Raw genomic sequence first — 17,113 nt, forward strand, 5'->3', positions numbered from 1 at the left:
TCACTTCAGCAAAGGAACATCATCCGCGCGTTTATAGGGGCCATACAGAGCGGGTGCCCAATTGAATTTCTTACCTTCCTGCGTGACATGACCGATACCAGGGAATGGTAAGTGAGCGGCAGCCAGCCATTCGCCATCTGATGCCAACTTTGAAAATTCCTTTTCGCGTGACTCTGTCGCCTTTTCAGGATCGACATCAAAACGAATGGCAACATCGGGATGATCAAACTGCACTGCGGCGTTATGGATTAAGTCGCCGATAAATGTGATTGCGGCCCCCCTGGACGTAAACCGATAAACAGCACTTCCAGGCGTATGACCAACAGCGTAAGAGGCCTCGACTTCCGGGATTGGCGATGCTGGCGGAACAAAGGTCTTCAGGTGCCCACTGGCTTTGTAAGGAGCAAGAGAATGTTGAGCAATATCGAAATATTCTCTGGCATGCTCTGGCGCAGAGGCTTTCTTCTGCGGGTCCAGCCAGTAATTGGCTTCCGCCTGGGACACGTAAACCGTCGCATTGGGGAACAGTGCTTTTCCGGATGCATCAACCAGACCACAAACATGATCCAAATGCAGGTGAGTCAGGAAGATAGTGTCGACCTGCGCTGGCTGGTAGCCAGATGCCTGAATGTTAGGCACCAACTGCCCGGCCGTCTGTGGCACACACTGCCCGGCGCCACTATCAACCATCACCAGGTGCTTCCCGGTGTTAATCAGGAATGCATTAAATGTCGTTGGCATCCTGTCCGGACCAATTGCCTGACGTGCAAGAAGCGCACGAACCTTTTCCGCAGACAGCCCTTGCAACAAACCTGGGGACAGGTCATTGTAGCCGTCAAACAAAGCAGTGACCTCGTAATCCCCCACCGCCAGACGGTAGTACCCAGGAACCTGTTGGCGGATCTGGTCAGGCGCATTTGCCACGGCATGAGCAACAAAAGCCATGCCTGCAATACCCAGAACCTTTGCAAAACCTTTCATGAGAACCTCCATTCTATAAATTTCAGCATCAGTGCGCTGACCGACCGCGTTACGCAGCGAACAATCAGACGACACGGGACAGGATGGCCATCTCCCTCCAGGAGAGGTGGGCATGAATTGAGGTAAACTATGGCGCTATCACGAAAAATAGTGTAGAGGTGGAATCTGTTACGGCAATATAACGGAAAACGAGATAATGAAGCTTGAGGACATTGAGGTCTTTGTCGAAGCCGTGCAAATTGGCAGCCTCGCAGGCGCTGCCCGACGGCTCTCACTGAGTTCAATGGCGGCGTCCAGAAGCCTGAACAACCTCGAAACGGAGCTCAATGTAAGGCTGGTGCACCGCACCACGCGGGCACTCTCACTCACCAGCGACGGCGAGACATTTTACCCCCACGCACTGTCTTTACTGGAGGGACGAGCCAACGCGTTGGCCGATCTTCGACCGGCAGGGAGTGCCCTTACGGGACATCTACGGATAACGGCATCGGCAGCATTTGGCAGAAAGGTTGTAGCACCGATGCTTCCTACATTTATACTTCAACATCCCTCATTACGTGTCGATTTAGTTACCACTGATGAACAGGTGGATATTGTTGGCAAAGGGATTGATGTTGCGATACGCATCGCTCCACTGCGCGATAATCGATTGGTCGCGCGACGACTGGCTGATAACCCGTGCGTGCTTTGCGCGTCACCGGCTTACCTGAGCGCATATGGTTCACCAAGATCAGTCACTGATCTGATTGCTCATGATTGCCTGCCCACTATCGGCACATCGCATTGGGCCTTCCTGGGTGGTGAGAAGAATTTCAGGCAGAAGGTGTCTGGGCGCTTTTCAGCTAACTCGGTTGAAGCCATATACGAAGCCTGTGCGGGCGGCCTTGGCATCGCCAACCTCTCCCAATGGTACGTCGGACCCTTTATTGAGGCAGGCGTGATCCAGGAAGTAGTACTTGAAGATGCCAGACCGGAACCGTTAGGTATCTGGGCCGTTTATCCAACTTCCCGGCTTGTTCCCTTAAAGGTGAGAATGTTTGTCGAAGCGCTGGAAAATCACTTCACATAACTGTTCGGACATGAAGTCACATGTAATTTGGGATTCCCCTCTTACATTTCCCAATGATCATCTACCCATGAAGCAGGGCAATCATCAATTTGTACTTCCCAAACTGCCGTTGGTAATGCAGATGTTAAATGAGTAAGAGCTTTCAACCAGTAAATAACCGACTCAACTATTATCGTTTCATCACAATAAGGAAGTTTGGTTGCCCCCTCAAGTATGTATTCTTCTGATGGCTTCCGGTAAAATGATAGCGTTTCACCTTCATTTTTATAAGGAAAACCTTGATTAAACATGTCTGCAATGGCCAGAAGACTAACATTTTCAGCCGTTGTAATGGGTGAATTTCTTTTAGCTGAATAATAAACAGATACGCTCATACTTTCCCCACAGAAATTCATATGCTTGAATAAAAAACACAACCGCGATTTAAATCGATATCATCAGCGGGAAATGTTCCCATTTTAAATTTCATCAGCAAATCTTAGCATTTCATAATTTCTATTCACTGACAATATTTATCGTTCATCTCATTAAATGACCCAATCTGCAAGCGATACTCATCGACCAGGAACTTATCATCAATTGTATATGCAATGGGGCGACGTGAGTATTTAACGTTTAATATCAGGTGATAGGGCTCTGAGGAGATAAACCTGACACCTATTTTTCGGTTGATTTTTGTTCGGCCAGAAATGATTCCGCACACATAATCCGCACCCTCAAAGCGATGAGTGCTTATCTGAGTGAATGATATTGGCTTAGAGAAATCAATATCACTATCGCAAAACCCTAACATCATTTTCTTATTTCGTTCATTTGAAATGTCTTTTGCAACAAGATCTTTGAATAAAGAGCAACTTTCCGAGGAGCTTGCTACCTTTTCAAGAAAGCCAATCACATATGGCTTAATGTTTTCATACTGGAGATTCTCCTGGCCATACGATAATGGAACGATAGCGAATAGAATCAATGCTGTTAGAAAAATTCTCATGGGTCTTCTTCCGTGAACAGATATCCATGTTACATCGGCAAAAAATCATCTAACTTTAACCACCCGTGAGCACCAGTCACTTCAGGCACCTGAATTGCATTGTGCCGCTCCGTTTTGATTATTGAGGGGCGCTGTATGTTTACTAATCAGCAACAGGAAACCGTCAATGTGGCTTCCTAACGGGTAAAAGTTCTTTTTACACGAACGGATGTGATGAAGTATGGAATCCAGATAAGAGCCGTTATCACATTTCTAAAAACAGGAACAAGCTCATTATATCCAATTTTAGCGCTGGGGATTAACCGGTAAAGCATATAGACATTCAGTGACATCGTCGCCACGACTGATATCAAAAAGAAAATGAAAAGCTTTGGCAGCAGCTTTTTTTTCTTTAAAAAAAACGAAAGAACAGTGACTGAGAACAAGAACTCCCCGATATAAATAGCAATGGAGAGTATGAAGAATATTTTTGCATTTGCATTCAATTGCGCATAGTTTTCTGTCAAAAATTTAAACGCATCTGTCATTACAAACAGATAAGAAGCAGCAGTAACGATCAGTCCTATGAGGGGTAAAAACAGAAACCCGCCAATTCTCCTGAAATGCTTTTCTTCACATTTATCGCAAAACTCTCTGTCCTGAGGTATTTCCACCCCACACTTTGTGCATCCCCATTCCATATATGGACCTTAGAAATATTTATATCGTTATTATTATATTATGCGATCAGTGTCGTGGGCGCAACCGCATCGAAAGTAATGCATGCAATACTGATCATATCAGAATAAATTTGAGTTAGGGTGAATATTCATAGTGTCGGTAATCTTCTTGCCGAAGGCGCTCAGATACTCGTCACCTTCTGGCAACGCATTGTGCTAAATTTTTCGCTCCTCTTGCCGATTATGTTCCAGTGCCCTGGGTGAAGCTCGTATGTTGGCAAATAGCATGTGGATTAATGAAATTCGTCCTTGTGTTAACACAACATTATTGATAAATAAAAGCTATCATAAATGTTTATAGAGGGAGTTATCTCATGTCACTTGAGGACAGTCTTCAACAGGAAGTTATTTCTTCTATAAAAAAATCATTAAGCTTTAATAGCTTTTATCAGAGAATCAGACCCGACATCACCGCATTTATTGCCGCAACGTCAAAACTTCCACTAAAAAAATTAGATGAGTGGGAGCGTCTTATCCGCTGCACAATTTACGCGTCGGCACAAACATCTGCAAAGAAAAATGGCGATGCAAAAAACCAGCAATTTGGTTCTCTTTCCTGGCTGGATGTATGCAATGCTGATGGTTTCAAACGGGAGAGAGCATTACGGACATTAACAGGCGGCGCACCAAACAGTTTCGTGTTCGCGTTGGCAATACGACGGCTAAATGACTGGGTTCCTCAGGTAAGGGCTGCGGCATGTGACAGGTTGCTGTTAATCGCTGAGTTAACAGATCCGGAAATCATCATAGACGTCTTATTCATTACATTTCCCTATTGGGATTCATGGGGAAGAATGGGGAGTACAGAAAAAGATATTCTGATGAAAATGGTGACATTGGAGAAAATAGCCGAATCACTAAAAAAACGGCTGATAACATCCCCTTCAGGACCTGTTGCTACCATATTCTCTCAGGCAGGACGTACTGAAGCGTTAGATTCTTTTCTGGGCGAAATTGCTGAGTTATCAGTTCAACCCTCCCTGCGAGCAAAAGCATATCGTTGCCAGTTTGAAGGGAAGATTGTTTGGGTTGAAGGCATGGCATGGCATGGCAGTGGATAGACAAAGTATATGGAATACAACGCCTCACTCCGGTTTTGAATGAACGCAAGATTTCCCCAACCAGGCCTTTTCTTGAAAACTTAAAAATGGCAGCAGCTGATCGCTCTCCAATGGTTCGACGCATCGCCGGTGAAATGCTAATCAGGGAGTCAAAAAATCTTGGCGAGGAGGCATGCAAATTGGCAAAGATATTGGCATCCGACAGATCACCATCCGTCGCCGAGCGAGGTAAGTATGCATTAGCCGATTTAGAAAAGCAGGGATAATACTCTGTCTCGCTCCATGCCAGGCGTGTTCATGCGTTGTGCCAGACAATTTCATTCTGCCGTCCGGCAAGCGCCGTGTTGCAACATTTATGTGGTTCGGTAACCAAGATATTCAGTAAACTGTTTCACCGCCCGAGAGATTATGTTTCTGTTTCTGAAAGCCAGCCCGATACGGCGGTAAGGTGCTATGTCTATCTCCCGGGTAATAGCATTTACTTATTAACGCCTGGAGTAGTATCAGAATTTTCGACCTTTGCTTTTACGGCCATTAATGTCCTCTTGCGGATCCAACCACTTCCTGCACGGATTGCCAGCCAGTAAGCAGCCATTCTGCACTGCGTGGCCAGATCCGGACAGTAGATGAACGTCTCTGTACAAAGCTCATGCTGGCCTGCCATAAGCTGCCTAACCCGATAACGCAGCAGCAGCTTTGCGCTACCCGGTTCGACTGCCTGCTGATAAGCACAGGCATTCGGCACCGGTTCCAGGCCGAAATCTGCCCGCCAAAATTGCCCCCTTAAACCAAAGCACAGTTCAGATGCGGAGCTGACTAAAGGGGTAAAACTGTGCAGCCCAAAGCTGTTAAAGGCTTCATCAGGCGGATTAAATCGGAGCTTTTGCGGAAACTGTCGTACCGACATTAATGCCCGAATCACTCTATCCTGCCGAATATCAAATTCTGCCACTGCCGACAGGATTTTTTCCGGGACGGAAGTATGAATGACAGCCAGATGTTTTTCATGAAACTGGAATTCAGGCAGGTAAAAAGGAACATCTCGCCATTCAGCCAGCGCTTTACGTGTAACAAATCCCGTCTTTAACATGCTGAAATCCCTTTATTCCGCAATATCGGTACTACTTGAATCGTAATAACTTTGCTTCACGCCATTGTTCCCATCGAGCCCTGAGAACCGTTCTATCCATGCCTGCGTATTCATCCAGCCTAACCACACTGATTAAGCGGTCGGTACGAAAATGTCGAAAATCCTTTTTATTTTCACACCAGGCAATCAGAAGGCAATGTGTAAGATCATATCCAAGCACAACCGGCCAGACGACCCTTTTAGAGACCGTTCCTTCAGCCGAGCGGTACTCAAGCAGCAGTTTTCTACTGTCGCGAATGGCGGCCCGGATTTGGCGCGTGTCGGTTTTATTCGCGCCAGTTTCCTCCGGTTTAACCGCCACCGCAGAATGATGTAAAAACGGCATCATCTTTCCGGGGATTACTGATGCTATCTTCGACAAAACATCGTTTGCATTGTTGGCAAGGGTGGCATCTGGTAATCGTTGCACCAGCTGAACGCCAAGACAAACTGCTTCAAGTTCCTCTGCGGTGAACATTAACGGGGGGAGATCGTAATATTCACTGAGCCTGTATCCCGTGCCAGCTTCTCCTTCGACCGGTACACGTTGACCTGCCAAATCCGCTATATCCCGATAAATGGTGCGTTTAGAAACCTCAAGTTCCTCTGCAAGCCTGGCGGCGGTTACCGGAAGTTTTGTCCGTCGAAGTATCTGGATGATCTGAAAAAGCCGATCTGCACGCCGCATTTTTTTTCCCTGTTGCCACCACGTTGTCAGCAGACCTGAACGATGATGCTCCCGGAGGCTGTACTTCTTGCAGCCAGGAGGAATCAACCGTGAAATTAGTATCAATACGTCTTATCGTACAAGACATCAAAGAAGTTGTTAATTTCTATGAAATAGTTACGGGTTACCAGGCTGAATGGCATGCCCCGGTGTTCGCTGAAATCATCACTCCGGTGGCCGTTATCGCGATAGGGAGCGAGGAAACGGTCGCGTTGTTCAAAGAAGATTGCGCCCGGCCAGCCTGCAACCAATCTGCCATTCTTGAATTTATGGTCAGGGATATTGATAAGGAGTTTATGAGATTGAAGGAATACGCTCTGGAGTTTATCCATCCACCTAAAAATATGCCCTGGGGAAACAGAACCCTGCAAATTCGCGATCCTGAAGGAACGCTGGTATCACTTTTTACCCCGATGACACCCGCTGCCATCAATCGCTTTCAACGATGACGACATGTCCGTTTCTATTCAGGGCTACGCGGCCCTGAATGCTGACGGCTTCATTTCACTGAATATGATTGGTCGTCAGCGGCTATTTTTGCCACGAAGGTAAATATCAGGTCGGGTAATGGTCCACGCATAGTTTTCTTTATTGACGGGTTCATAGCCAAACTTTTCATAGAGCCAAGGCGCGGTTGTTGTGAACAACATGATCCGGCGAAGTTTCTCAAAAACCGGGTGGCGATGAATACACTCCATAAGCCATCTTCCAAGCCCATCTCCCTGATATTCCTCTAATACGTACACATCGCAGAGGTAAGCGAAGGTCGCATAGTCCGTTATCAGACGAGCAAAGCCTATTTGGGCTTTATTATGATAAATACCAAAGTTCAGGCTGTTCTTTGTTGAAGCAGTAACGGTTTCAACATCGATTCCTTTAGCCCATGTGGATCTCGTCAGGTAATTGTGTACAGCCGGTATGTCTAGCTTTTCGCTGTCTGTACTTACCAGATAATTCTTTTCTCGCCATTCATAAATCGCTGAAATGCTCATTTTTATAGCTGTCCAATGGTCAGGGCGAATTTTTTCTTTTGATTCAAGCAATGCAACCAGGGCAGGGATCGATACTCTGGCCCGCTTTTGCGCACAGTTGCCCGGAGGAGTTGTCACAGGCAGCATCATGACAGAAGCGGACGTGACGGGTTCTATTTCTTCTTGTTAAGCATCGACTTTAAATCGGCAAAGGGATTATAGGTTGCAGCGCCAACATCCTTTTGGGCATCCTCCCCCGCCACAACGCTTGTGCCGTAAAGGTCAGCTTCGGTGTACTTTGAGTGTTCGTGGTCATGGCAATACAGACACAACAACTCCCAGTTGCTGCCATCCTCTGGGTTATTGGTGTGGTCGTGATCGATATGGTGAACCGTTAATTCGCGTAGGTTTGAATAAACAAACTCCCGCGAGCATCGTCCACACACCCAAGGATAGATTTTTAATGCTTTCTCACGGTAACCGCTTTCGAGCCGCGAGTAGTTCTTCGGGATCAGGGCCATTGCTAATGCCTCCGGCTGTAAAGATAAAATTTTATAAATTCTATCATGGAACAGAGGGCGGCAGGTTGTTGTAGTACGCTTCACACCCTGAGACACGCAACGCGTGTTTTATTGCTGTGGCTTTTCGCGTGTCAGTCGTCGAATCATAAAAACAGCAGCTGCAAAGACCGATCAAATGACTGGCGCGAATCACGGTAGCTTAAATCCCAGAGATTTATGATGATTATCTCATGTGGTGGCGACGCATAGTGAAGGCACAACACCGAAGCAGTCTTTTCGTTGCACTTCTCTCACCACCAAGTTATCCACAATCAAAGTGCATATCCCGCTCAATAGCCTGTGTATAAAAGCGTGCTTGCCAGATGGGCAGCCTCGTGAGCAAATGGGGGTTAATTATTAATCAGCAGACAGGTAAGTATCACCCTTGGTACAGAGCCATGACAGGAGTTAGCGCTGCATCGTGATATTTTTTACATTGTCGGTCGCCCGGTTATTCAATTTTACTCATTTGCCATGCTTGACGGCTTAGAGCAAACAGGAGGCTCGGTGGTGCGTTTTCAACATCATAAATGTCCCTGACAAACTTGAGACCTGATTTTTTGAGTACATTTTGAGATACAACATGGTGGGGCCTGACAATAGCGGCTATTTCAGCCAGGTTGAGCTCAGTAAAACCATGTTTTAGGGTAAAGTGCGCAAACTCCGTAGCATAACCTTTACCCCACGCGGCGGTTTCGAAGCGATAACCCAGATTGTTGACAGCAATATCAGCATATCTCCGAATACTCAGGCCACCAAACCCTATGATTCTTTGAGGATATTGCTTCTCAGTTATCGACCACATCCCAAATCCATAGTCTGTCCAATGCGTTAACCATCGAGCCAGAACAGATTCCGCATATGCCCTGTCAGGATAAGGTCCTGCTGGATTGAAGGTGTTAGTCGCCGGGTCTCCGTAAATGCGAAAGAGATCCTCAACATCCCTTTGCCCTATTGGCCGCAGAGACAAACGGTCAGTTTCTGATGACATAAAATACTCCTTTTTATTTTTGTCATTCTATCGATGAGTAATGACTATCAGATTAAAACCTTACAGCAAGGATTTATCATACTGTTTCTTGGCCTATTACATCATCACATCAGACTGTTGATCACTCCCGGATAAAACCTGAGCTTTTTTTTTGTTTCAGATTCAGTGTTATGTGATGTCAATCATAAGACTGACGCGGAAGCGAGTTTCTCTATGTTGGCAGCGACATACTTTATCTTTCACCGGATTCCTTCAGATAACGTACCGCCCTATCGGTATTGAGATGAGGGAAGTGCAATGGATAAGCTGTTATACGGTGTCGCCTATTACCGTGAATATATGCCGGTAGAAAGACTGGATGAAGACATCCGTCTGATGAAAGCGGCAGGGATCAACGTAGTACGCATTGCTGAAAGCACCTGGAGCAGTTATGAGCGCCGGGATGGGGAGTTCGATTTCTCGGCTGTACTGACCGTACTGGAACGTATGCACGCAAACCAGATTGCCGTCATTATTGGCACCCCCACTTACGCCATTCCTGCCTGGCTTGCTAAAAAGCACCCTTCCGTAATGGCGACGACACCGCAGGGCGTGAATAAATACGGTCATCGCCAGAAAATGGACATCACCAGCCCAATCTACCTGCGCTACGCCGAACGCATCATTCGCGCACTGCTCGCCGCAACAGCGCACCATCCTGCGGTGATCGGATATCAGATAGACAACGAAACCAAGTACTACGACACCTGCGGTGAACATGTGCAGCGTGATTTTGTCGAGCATCTGAAGCAACGTTTCGGCGGTGATCTGGAAAAACTCAATGCGGAGTATGGCCTGAATTACTGGAGCAACCGTATCGATGCCTGGGAGGATTTCCCGCCGCTGGAAAGCACCATCAATGCCAGTCTGGGTGCTGCCTTTCAACAATATCAGCGCAGTCTGGTCACCGACTTTCTCGCCTGGCAGGCAAGGTTGGTCAGTGAATATCGACTGGCAGACCAGTTCATTACGCACAACTTTGATTTCGAATGGCGGACCTGGTCCTTTGGTGTGCGGGGCGAGGTCGATCACTTTTCCGCATCATCAGCTCTCGATATCACCGGTGTGGATATTTATCACCCCAGCCAGCATCAGCTTACCGGAGCAGAAATTGCTTTCTGCGGGGATATTGCGCGCACCACCAAGGACAAAAACTATCTGGTGCTCGAGACTCAGGCTCAGGCATTCAAAAACTGGACACCTTATCCTGGGCAATTGCGACAACAGGCTTTCAGCCATATCGCCTCGGGTGCAGCCATGGTCGGATACTGGCACTGGCATTCGTTGCACAACGCTTGTGAGACCTACTGGAAAGGATTGCTCAGTCATGACCTGGAACCTAATCCCGTGTATGACGAGGCCAGAGAAGTTGGACTGGCACTGGCACGTCTGTCTCCGCAGCTTGTCGGGCTGAAAAAGCAAAACCGGGTAGCATTGCTGGTTAGTAATGACTCACTTACCGCCGTGGACTGGTATCCATGGCAGGGGCATCAGTTCGGACGTCATAAAGAGCATCAATATAACGACCTGATTCGCAGCTACTATGACACCCTCTATCGACAAAATATTGAAGTCGATATTCTGACGGTCGATGACCCACGCCTGTCCCGATATGAGCTGCTGATCGCTCCCCTGCTCTATGCCGTTGCTGATGACTCACTGCATCGGTTAAATCAATTCGTCGCTGACGGTGGCCATATTCTCTATTCGTTCAAATCCGGCTTTGCCAATGAACATCTCAAGGTACGGCATCAGCGCCAGCCAGCAATCATTCGTGAAACATTGGGGGCCTGCTACCAGCTGTTTGTCGAACCACACGATGTCACCCTGCATTCAGACATACTTGATATCCCGCCTGCATCCGCTGCGGTCAGTCACTGGATGGAGTTACTTGAAGTCGAGAGTGCGGATACCGAAATCTGGGCACGCTATCAACACCCCTACTGGCACAAATACGCCGCCATTGTGCATAAGCGCCACGGTTCAGGTACGGCAACTTATATCGGCTGCCATACCAGCGAGGCTGTGCTGGAAAGCGTACTGACCCACTTACAGCACAGGATCGAACTGCGCACCGGAGCTGACCCGTTGCGTTTTCCGCTGATTGTAAAACGCACCATCAACCCTGCTGGCAATACGATGCTGTTTTATTTCAACTATTCCAGTGAGCCACAGGACATTACTTTCACCTTCAGCAGAGGTCGGGAGTTGCTGAGTAACAGACGCTATCAGCAGGGTAATACGTTGACCCTGGCTGACTGGGGTGTGGCAATTATTGAACTGGAGAACCTGTGATGGCACAACCTACTGCTCATGAAGATTTGCAGCGTATTGGCATCCGCGAACGGTTGGCTTTCGGTGTCGGCGACTATGGCACAAACCTGACTTACACGCTGATGGTCACTTTCCTGGCGTTTTTCTACACCGATGTAGTGGGTATGCCTGCCCTGCTGATTGGTTCGTTGATGTTCTTTGCTCGCGTACTGGATGGCATCATCTGTATTTTCGTTGGTATCCGGATTGATAAAACGCGTTCGAAGATGGGAAAAGCTCGTCCGTGGGTGCTCTGGACCGCCATCCCCTTTGGCCTGTCAGCATTTTTAATGGCAACGGTCCCGGACGTTAGCTATGGCCTGAAAGTCACCTGGGTTTGTATAACCTACCTGATGGCCAATATTTTCTTCACGGCAAACAACATCGCTTACGGGTCACTGTTGGCGTTAATCACGCGCGACAACTATCAGCGCGGCATTCTCAGTGTGTTCCGTAAGGGGCTTTCGACCTGTGGTTCTCTGACGGTGGGCGTTTTCACCCTGCCACTGGTTGCGTTCTTCGGTAATGGAAAAACGTCCTGGATAATCGTGTTCGCTATTCTGGGTTTTTTCACGGCGTTTTTCCTGCTGTTGACGGCACTGGGTACGCGTGAGCGCGTGGAGCCTGTAAGTCGGGATAACAGTAAGCGGATCAACGCGCGGCAGGTCATGCATTCAATGATGGCGAATCGCTACTGGATAATTATTTTCTTCTATCTGCTGATTACCTTCACCAGCCTGACGGCGCTCTCCGCAGTGGGAGTGTATTACTCGAAGTATATTTTGTCTGACGTCTCACTAATTGCTTATATCAGCATGGCGCAGTACATACCGGGCCTGCTTACCCTGATGATTATTCCGGTTCTGCTAAAAAAACTGGGCAAACGACGTCTGGCCGTTCTTGGATTGCTGATCTGTTGCGTGGCCTACCTGATTCCGTTATTCAACAAACAGGACGCGCTTTTTGTCATCGTATCCACGGCCGTTCGTAGCATTGGCTTTTGTGGCATTGGCGCTACCATGTTTGCATTACTGGCCGATACCATCGATTACGGAGAATGGCGTACCGGCTTACGTATAGAAGGAATCCTGTTTAGCGCGGGTACACTGGGGCAGACGCTTGGGATGGGGCTTGGTACTGCCAGCGTAGGATGGATATTGGGTGCCGCTGGTTTTGTCAGTGGCGGTACAACTGCTCAGTCGGCAACTGTCATCCAGACTATCGAGTTTTTGTTCATCTTCTTTCCCCTGTTGCTGGCTGCCATCAATCTCGTCCTTCTGTGGTTTTATAAGCTGGATGATTTTTACGAAACGGTTGCACATGACTTATCTGCTGGTCGTTACCAACAGGTTGATGGACCGGCGGTTTCACCTGCAAGGGATAGATTACAAAGTCAGGAGTGAGCTTCGCCGCAAATCTGGCAGGCAGCGCCAGTCTGCGGCAGGCGTTGCCGTTATACTTCCCGCAATTTAATGATTGGACGGGTGATGATGGCTGAGCTGAGCGACACAGAAATGGTGAACTTCTCTCCCCTGATGAAGCGTTTCACCTTTAACGCATTTATGGTGTCTGGGTTTACACCGATAAGTCCCGGCAGTCGGCTCGACTTTTTCATTCACCGTCCCGAAGGCATGAAAGGATACATGCTCAACCTGACACTTAAAGGTGCAGGTGTTATTCGCCATGCAAATGGTGAGTTTCATTGTGTCGCCGATGAGATGTTGTTATTCCCGCCGGGCGTTCTTCACCATTATGGTCGGGCTAAGGAAAGCCCTGCCTGGGATCATTTATGGATTTATTTCATCCCACGCCCTTACTGGATTGACTGGCTGCACTGGGATCGTACGGAAGGGAATATTGGCCGTATGCAACTCACCCGATCGGCTGACAGCCAGCAGGTAGCGAACCAGTTCAAGGACGTGATTCGCTGGAATGCTGCATCAGAACCTCTTTCTGAAGCAATGGCAATGAACACTCTGGAACGCATTATCCTGGAGTTATTCCAGCGTCAGCCTGCCAGTAACCACCATAATCGTGATCCCCGCATTCAGACAGTATGCCATTATCTGAACGAGCATCTGGCGGAAGATGTTCGAATCGAAGATTTGGCTCGGATGACGTTCCTCTCCTCTTCCCGACTGACTCATATCTTCCGAAAGGAAATGGGGAATACTATCTTTGGCTGGCGTGAAAGCCAGCGCATCTCTCGTGCCTGTGATTTGTTGCAACAGACGCAACTTTCGATTACACAGATTGCCCGCGCGGTCGGTTATGAAGATCCACTCTATTTTTCTCGTATCTTCAGCCAGCATCGGCACCTCAGTCCGCGCGAGTATCGTAAGAAATTTGAGCGCATACCACTCTTCTAGTCCTGGCGAATCGCGCGCCATCCCGCTTCTTGCGTGTCACTTTACGGGTGCGATTTCTTGATTCAATGACATGTACTCATTTATTGGAGCCTCTGAGTTTTGGTTAAGTCCCCTCCCCTCTCTTCTTTTCAAAGTACAGGTTGAGACACACATCATACGCGCTGTTGTATGAGCCATTGACGTATCCGTCTGAAACCGCCCTACGTCAATCCATTATAAATATCATAAATTCAATAAGTTAATCTCACTCCGTTTTCGAAGGATGTTGTCAACTTTACCAATGGCACGGACCCAAAACACACAAATACTCATTTACTCATATGTTACTAAACGTATTTACACATTAACTCATATGTGTTTTACTTCATAAGAGTCATTACTCATATGAAACTTTGAGGATTTGCGCATGAAGATTATTTCTTTCCTGAACCCAAAAGGTGGCTCAGGAAAAACCACTGTTACCATTAACGTCAGCAGTTGCCTTGCAGCCAGTGGTAAAAAAGTTGCGGTAGTCGATACTGACCCACAGATGAGTCTGACTAACTGGAACAGGAATGAAAAAGCCCGGTTTGATGTCTACACCGCTTCTTCCGAAAAAGATGTCTACCAGGTACGTAAAGAACTGAGTGAGTATGACTACGTCATTATTGATGGTGCAGGTTCTCTTTCTGTCATTACTTCTGCGGCAGTGATGGTCAGTGACCTGATAATTATTCCTGTGACGCCTAGCCCACTGGATTTTTCCGCGTCAGGTTCAGTTGTCACTGTACTTGAAGCGCAGGCTTATAACCGCCCGGTTGAAGCTCGTTTCCTGATTACGCGTAAGATTGAGCAAGCGAAAATGCTCAGCGTCCTTAAAGACAGCATTGCCCAAACCGGCATTAAGGCCCTCAAGACAGCGATCAACCAACGACAGAGTTACGTCAAATCTGTGCTCGACGGGGACAGTGTGTTTGAGACATCTGATGGCGCAGCAAAAGGCGAAATCCAAATCCTTACCAGAGAGATAGAAGCATTTTTCGAGTAATCACTAAATGAGTTAATACTCATACACACCTATACTCATATGGGTATATACTCATTTAAGTAAAATGACTTTTACACAAATACTCATTCGGAAGGATGACGATTATGGCACTGCAAAAGAAGCATTCATCATCAACAATGACCTTTGGTGAACACCGTGACCTGAGTAAGATTGTCTCTGCGCCAGCACAACCAGGCTCAGATAAACAAAAGCGGGTAAACGTAAACTTCGACGAAGCCAAGCATGCTCGCTTCAAAGCGGCTTGTGCAAAGCGCGGCACGAACATTACTGTTGTTATTAATGATCTGGTAGATCAATGGCTTAGTGATAATGAGTAAATGAGCTTTTGAGCTTTTGAGCTTTTGAGCTTTTGAGCTTTTGAGCTTTTGAGCTTTTGAGCTTTTGAGACTGCCACACTACTCATATCTGTAAATGAGTTAATGCTCAAATGAATGAATACTCATTTGAGTAAGTGAGTTTCCATGTGTATGCTCGGTCCAACCGGTTATTCGTAACTCCTGTGTGATAAGCTTTTACTCAAATGAAAAAATGTGTATTTACTCACATGAGCTTATGTTGATTTACTCAAATGAAGCTATTCCTACAAGGTAGTTCTTTTCGCCCAGATTCGCTGATTGTCTACTAGTAGTCTCCGCAGCTCTCTGATTTCCGCGTGTGTGGACATGGATTTTCTTGTATCTCACATGCAATACGCCCCCTTCATCAAACCTTTTGCTATCGCGTGGATGCAAAATCAGCTCGAAATCGTAGTGTCGGGCTTTCATTACGATAAGTATTTACACAAAACCTCACTTACTCACTTACTCACTTACTCACTTACTCACTTACTCACTTACTCACTTACTCATGATATTTCCCAATTTTCACACTGCAACCATTTATTCACCATACATATGTGTGTCCTGTGATGCCTCATCACGAAGGTGGAATATAAAATGATCACAGCGGCCTTACGAGGTTAGATTGAATAGCTATACTCAAATGAGTAGTTGAGTAGTTGAGTAGTTGAGTAGTTGAGTGTGAACCGAGTTTTACATCACAGGAAGTAACTTGTTGTTCATTATCTGAAAATAGAATACACATTTACTCATTTGTGTTTTTACTCAACCATTACATCAATTGAGACCCAAAAAAGATGAACCTGAAACAATCATCCTGCTTTTCTGAGAATGAGAACCAGGGGAGGGCGGTAGCTGGTCAACAGCAGAATCAGCAGTAACCTCAATTTATAAAAATTGATTCGTGGCTAGCGGAAAGTACGTCTCTGTACGAAAGAGCGGAGCTCAGCTCAGCGCTGTGGTAATCAAACATGTGACTAAGGCCTCACTGCGATGAACAGAGGGAAATTCGTGTAGTGAAAGCATAAATACGGGAAGAGTAACCAGAAGGAAGACGTTAAGTGTGGCAATCACATGACAACTGAACGCGAATTGACGGCTGCACTGCCATAGAAGGTCATTTAAGCACGCGGTCGGTAATTCCATACTGACCTGGTGATGTCAGCGTCTAAGATTCGGCAACCTAAGTTCTACCAGGTGACGGCGAAGAGATTCATCCTGCGTAGTGGTAAGGTCGTGAACTGCGGTGAGTCCAGTGGATATGTATGGTGAAAATGAATGCGTACTACATCATCATCCTGTGCTGATCTCATCAGACAAGGAAAGGTGTTCACTCAGTAACTGAAAACAATTCGATCAAGTCCTGAGTTGTCAGATGAAAACCAAGAATCATATGACTACTATAGAGAGTAACTTTACTCACTACAGTGGTCTTCATTAACGGGGAATGGCGAGAACGGGTAGGGATTGGAGTGCTCTGCTGATGTTGGTGGTTTGAATCGCAGATGAGAATCAGTTTTCTATTACTCTCTATAGTAGTCAGACACTCACTACAGTGGTCATTAGTGATGTTGTTGTTGAGTCTGATGAGATGTACTTTCGATGTTGTATGGTCAAAGCGGATAAATCATCCCATCATTGAACCGGCGGATAGTTTTCGATGAACTGGCCGCCAGACAGAACACAAATGCATGCCAGTGCAGAGACGCTTTTTCCTCATTATCCACAGGACAGATCCAATTATTCGATCCTAATATGATCCCAGTTAGATCCTAAACAGATCCCATACCCCCTGAAACCCTTGTCAGAC

Annotated in this window: 18 protein-coding genes; 9 read left to right on the forward strand and 9 right to left on the reverse strand. The window is 46.8% G+C overall.

Annotated features, from left to right (window positions below; genetic code table 11):
* Nucleotides 1-981 (reverse strand): MBL fold metallo-hydrolase, encoded by a 981-nt coding sequence (locus AC6I8N_RS25695; RefSeq protein WP_497831437.1) that lies wholly within the window; start codon nt 979-981, stop codon nt 1-3.
* A gap of 196 nt (nt 982-1,177) precedes the next feature.
* Between AC6I8N_RS25695 and AC6I8N_RS25700 the strand changes: the two genes are divergently transcribed.
* Complete coding sequence (locus tag AC6I8N_RS25700) at nt 1,178-2,050, forward strand: LysR family transcriptional regulator (protein WP_497831438.1); 873 nt, start codon at nt 1,178-1,180, stop codon at nt 2,048-2,050.
* A 41-nt stretch (nt 2,051-2,091) separates the two neighbouring features.
* On the opposite strand, the gene AC6I8N_RS25705 is transcribed toward AC6I8N_RS25700, so the two are convergent.
* From AC6I8N_RS25705 to AC6I8N_RS25715, 3 genes are all read right to left on the reverse strand, one after another.
* The gene (locus tag AC6I8N_RS25705) at nt 2,092-2,424 is read right to left on the reverse strand and encodes a hypothetical protein (protein WP_497831439.1); all 333 of its coding nucleotides are present in this window, start codon (nt 2,422-2,424) and stop codon (nt 2,092-2,094) included.
* A 125-nt stretch (nt 2,425-2,549) separates the two neighbouring features.
* Nucleotides 2,550-3,038: a thioredoxin domain-containing protein gene (locus tag AC6I8N_RS25710; RefSeq protein ID WP_497831440.1), complete on the reverse strand. Its 489-nt coding sequence runs from the start codon at nt 3,036-3,038 to the stop codon at nt 2,550-2,552.
* Nucleotides 3,039-3,214: 176 nt separating this feature from the next.
* A complete protein-coding gene (locus AC6I8N_RS25715) occupies nt 3,215-3,718 on the reverse strand; it encodes a DUF2569 family protein (protein ID WP_497831441.1) in 504 nt (167 codons plus the stop codon).
* Nucleotides 3,719-4,071: 353 nt separating this feature from the next.
* Here AC6I8N_RS25715 and AC6I8N_RS25720 point away from each other — a divergent pair, with 353 nt between their 5' ends.
* Both AC6I8N_RS25720 and AC6I8N_RS25725 read left to right on the forward strand, forming a co-directional pair.
* Nucleotides 4,072-4,818: a hypothetical protein gene (locus AC6I8N_RS25720; RefSeq protein WP_497831442.1), complete on the forward strand. Its 747-nt coding sequence runs from the start codon at nt 4,072-4,074 to the stop codon at nt 4,816-4,818.
* Complete coding sequence (locus AC6I8N_RS25725; RefSeq protein WP_497831443.1) at nt 4,800-5,084, forward strand: hypothetical protein; 285 nt, start codon at nt 4,800-4,802, stop codon at nt 5,082-5,084. Before AC6I8N_RS25720 ends, AC6I8N_RS25725 begins: the two co-directional genes overlap by 19 nt.
* 212 nt (nt 5,085-5,296) lie before the next feature.
* On the opposite strand, the gene AC6I8N_RS25730 is transcribed toward AC6I8N_RS25725, so the two are convergent.
* Together AC6I8N_RS25730 and AC6I8N_RS25735 are read right to left on the reverse strand one after the other, a co-directional pair.
* Nucleotides 5,297-5,908 (reverse strand): hypothetical protein, encoded by a 612-nt coding sequence (locus AC6I8N_RS25730; RefSeq protein ID WP_497831444.1) that lies wholly within the window; start codon nt 5,906-5,908, stop codon nt 5,297-5,299.
* A gap of 31 nt (nt 5,909-5,939) precedes the next feature.
* Nucleotides 5,940-6,635, reverse strand: a complete 696-nt coding sequence (locus AC6I8N_RS25735) for a helix-turn-helix transcriptional regulator (protein WP_497831445.1) — start codon at nt 6,633-6,635, stop codon at nt 5,940-5,942.
* Between the two features lie 89 nt (nt 6,636-6,724).
* Between AC6I8N_RS25735 and AC6I8N_RS25740 the strand changes: the two genes are divergently transcribed.
* Nucleotides 6,725-7,123, forward strand: coding sequence for a VOC family protein (locus AC6I8N_RS25740; protein ID WP_497831446.1), 399 nt, complete (start codon nt 6,725-6,727; stop codon nt 7,121-7,123).
* 75 nt (nt 7,124-7,198) lie between these two features.
* On the opposite strand, the gene AC6I8N_RS25745 is transcribed toward AC6I8N_RS25740, so the two are convergent.
* The 3 genes from AC6I8N_RS25745 to AC6I8N_RS25755 all read right to left on the reverse strand — a co-directional run bounded on the left by AC6I8N_RS25745 (nt 7,199) and on the right by AC6I8N_RS25755 (nt 9,196).
* Nucleotides 7,199-7,666: a GNAT family N-acetyltransferase gene (locus AC6I8N_RS25745; RefSeq protein WP_497831549.1), complete on the reverse strand. Its 468-nt coding sequence runs from the start codon at nt 7,664-7,666 to the stop codon at nt 7,199-7,201.
* Nucleotides 7,667-7,818: 152 nt separating this feature from the next.
* Nucleotides 7,819-8,166, reverse strand: coding sequence for a YajD family HNH nuclease (gene yajD / locus AC6I8N_RS25750; RefSeq protein ID WP_208727035.1), 348 nt, complete (start codon nt 8,164-8,166; stop codon nt 7,819-7,821).
* Nucleotides 8,167-8,656: 490 nt separating this feature from the next.
* On the reverse strand, nt 8,657-9,196 hold the full coding sequence (locus AC6I8N_RS25755) for a GNAT family N-acetyltransferase (protein WP_497831447.1): 540 nt from the start codon (nt 9,194-9,196) through the stop codon (nt 8,657-8,659).
* A gap of 297 nt (nt 9,197-9,493) precedes the next feature.
* Between AC6I8N_RS25755 and AC6I8N_RS25760 the strand changes: the two genes are divergently transcribed.
* From AC6I8N_RS25760 to AC6I8N_RS25780, 5 genes are all read left to right on the forward strand, one after another.
* Nucleotides 9,494-11,530 carry a beta-galactosidase gene (locus AC6I8N_RS25760; protein ID WP_497831448.1) on the forward strand — a complete coding sequence of 679 codons (2,037 nt, stop codon included), beginning with the start codon at nt 9,494-9,496 and terminating at the stop codon, nt 11,528-11,530.
* The gene (locus tag AC6I8N_RS25765) at nt 11,530-12,951 is read left to right on the forward strand and encodes an MFS transporter (protein ID WP_497831449.1); all 1,422 of its coding nucleotides are present in this window, start codon (nt 11,530-11,532) and stop codon (nt 12,949-12,951) included. Before AC6I8N_RS25760 ends, AC6I8N_RS25765 begins: the two co-directional genes overlap by 1 nt.
* 84 nt (nt 12,952-13,035) lie before the next feature.
* Nucleotides 13,036-13,917 carry an arabinose operon transcriptional regulator AraC gene (gene araC, locus AC6I8N_RS25770; RefSeq protein WP_497831450.1) on the forward strand — a complete coding sequence of 294 codons (882 nt, stop codon included), beginning with the start codon at nt 13,036-13,038 and terminating at the stop codon, nt 13,915-13,917.
* Between the two features lie 406 nt (nt 13,918-14,323).
* Entirely contained in the window at nt 14,324-14,944 is a 621-nt protein-coding gene (parA, locus tag AC6I8N_RS25775; protein WP_497831451.1) for a ParA family partition ATPase, read from the forward strand.
* Between the two features lie 104 nt (nt 14,945-15,048).
* The gene (locus AC6I8N_RS25780) at nt 15,049-15,282 is read left to right on the forward strand and encodes a plasmid partition protein ParG (RefSeq protein WP_021186250.1); all 234 of its coding nucleotides are present in this window, start codon (nt 15,049-15,051) and stop codon (nt 15,280-15,282) included.
* Nucleotides 15,283-17,113 lie beyond the last annotated feature (1,831 nt).

The sequence above is a fragment of the Pantoea sp. X-Soil-TKNS-1279 genome (genome assembly GCF_059730565.1).

What these genes read in the sequence shown, in the direction of transcription:
- AC6I8N_RS25745 (WP_497831549.1), bottom strand. Translation starts at nt 7,666, where the DNA reads ATGAGCATTTCAGCGATTTATGAATGGCGAGAAAAGAATTATCTGGTA.
- AC6I8N_RS25720 (WP_497831442.1), top strand. Translation starts at nt 4,072, where the DNA reads ATGTCACTTGAGGACAGTCTTCAACAGGAAGTTATTTCTTCTATAAAA.
- AC6I8N_RS25710 (WP_497831440.1), bottom strand. Translation starts at nt 3,038, where the DNA reads ATGAGAATTTTTCTAACAGCATTGATTCTATTCGCTATCGTTCCATTA.
- AC6I8N_RS25765 (WP_497831449.1), top strand. Translation starts at nt 11,530, where the DNA reads ATGGCACAACCTACTGCTCATGAAGATTTGCAGCGTATTGGCATCCGC.
- AC6I8N_RS25695 (WP_497831437.1), bottom strand. Translation starts at nt 981, where the DNA reads ATGAAAGGTTTTGCAAAGGTTCTGGGTATTGCAGGCATGGCTTTTGTT.
- AC6I8N_RS25780 (WP_021186250.1), top strand. Translation starts at nt 15,049, where the DNA reads ATGGCACTGCAAAAGAAGCATTCATCATCAACAATGACCTTTGGTGAA.
- AC6I8N_RS25700 (WP_497831438.1), top strand. Translation starts at nt 1,178, where the DNA reads ATGAAGCTTGAGGACATTGAGGTCTTTGTCGAAGCCGTGCAAATTGGC.
- AC6I8N_RS25725 (WP_497831443.1), top strand. Translation starts at nt 4,800, where the DNA reads ATGGCATGGCAGTGGATAGACAAAGTATATGGAATACAACGCCTCACT.
- araC (WP_497831450.1), top strand. Translation starts at nt 13,036, where the DNA reads ATGATGGCTGAGCTGAGCGACACAGAAATGGTGAACTTCTCTCCCCTG.
- yajD (WP_208727035.1), bottom strand. Translation starts at nt 8,166, where the DNA reads ATGGCCCTGATCCCGAAGAACTACTCGCGGCTCGAAAGCGGTTACCGT.
- AC6I8N_RS25715 (WP_497831441.1), bottom strand. Translation starts at nt 3,718, where the DNA reads ATGGAATGGGGATGCACAAAGTGTGGGGTGGAAATACCTCAGGACAGA.
- AC6I8N_RS25755 (WP_497831447.1), bottom strand. Translation starts at nt 9,196, where the DNA reads ATGTCATCAGAAACTGACCGTTTGTCTCTGCGGCCAATAGGGCAAAGG.
- AC6I8N_RS25705 (WP_497831439.1), bottom strand. Translation starts at nt 2,424, where the DNA reads ATGAGCGTATCTGTTTATTATTCAGCTAAAAGAAATTCACCCATTACA.
- AC6I8N_RS25760 (WP_497831448.1), top strand. Translation starts at nt 9,494, where the DNA reads ATGGATAAGCTGTTATACGGTGTCGCCTATTACCGTGAATATATGCCG.
- AC6I8N_RS25730 (WP_497831444.1), bottom strand. Translation starts at nt 5,908, where the DNA reads ATGTTAAAGACGGGATTTGTTACACGTAAAGCGCTGGCTGAATGGCGA.
- parA (WP_497831451.1), top strand. Translation starts at nt 14,324, where the DNA reads ATGAAGATTATTTCTTTCCTGAACCCAAAAGGTGGCTCAGGAAAAACC.
- AC6I8N_RS25735 (WP_497831445.1), bottom strand. Translation starts at nt 6,635, where the DNA reads ATGCGGCGTGCAGATCGGCTTTTTCAGATCATCCAGATACTTCGACGG.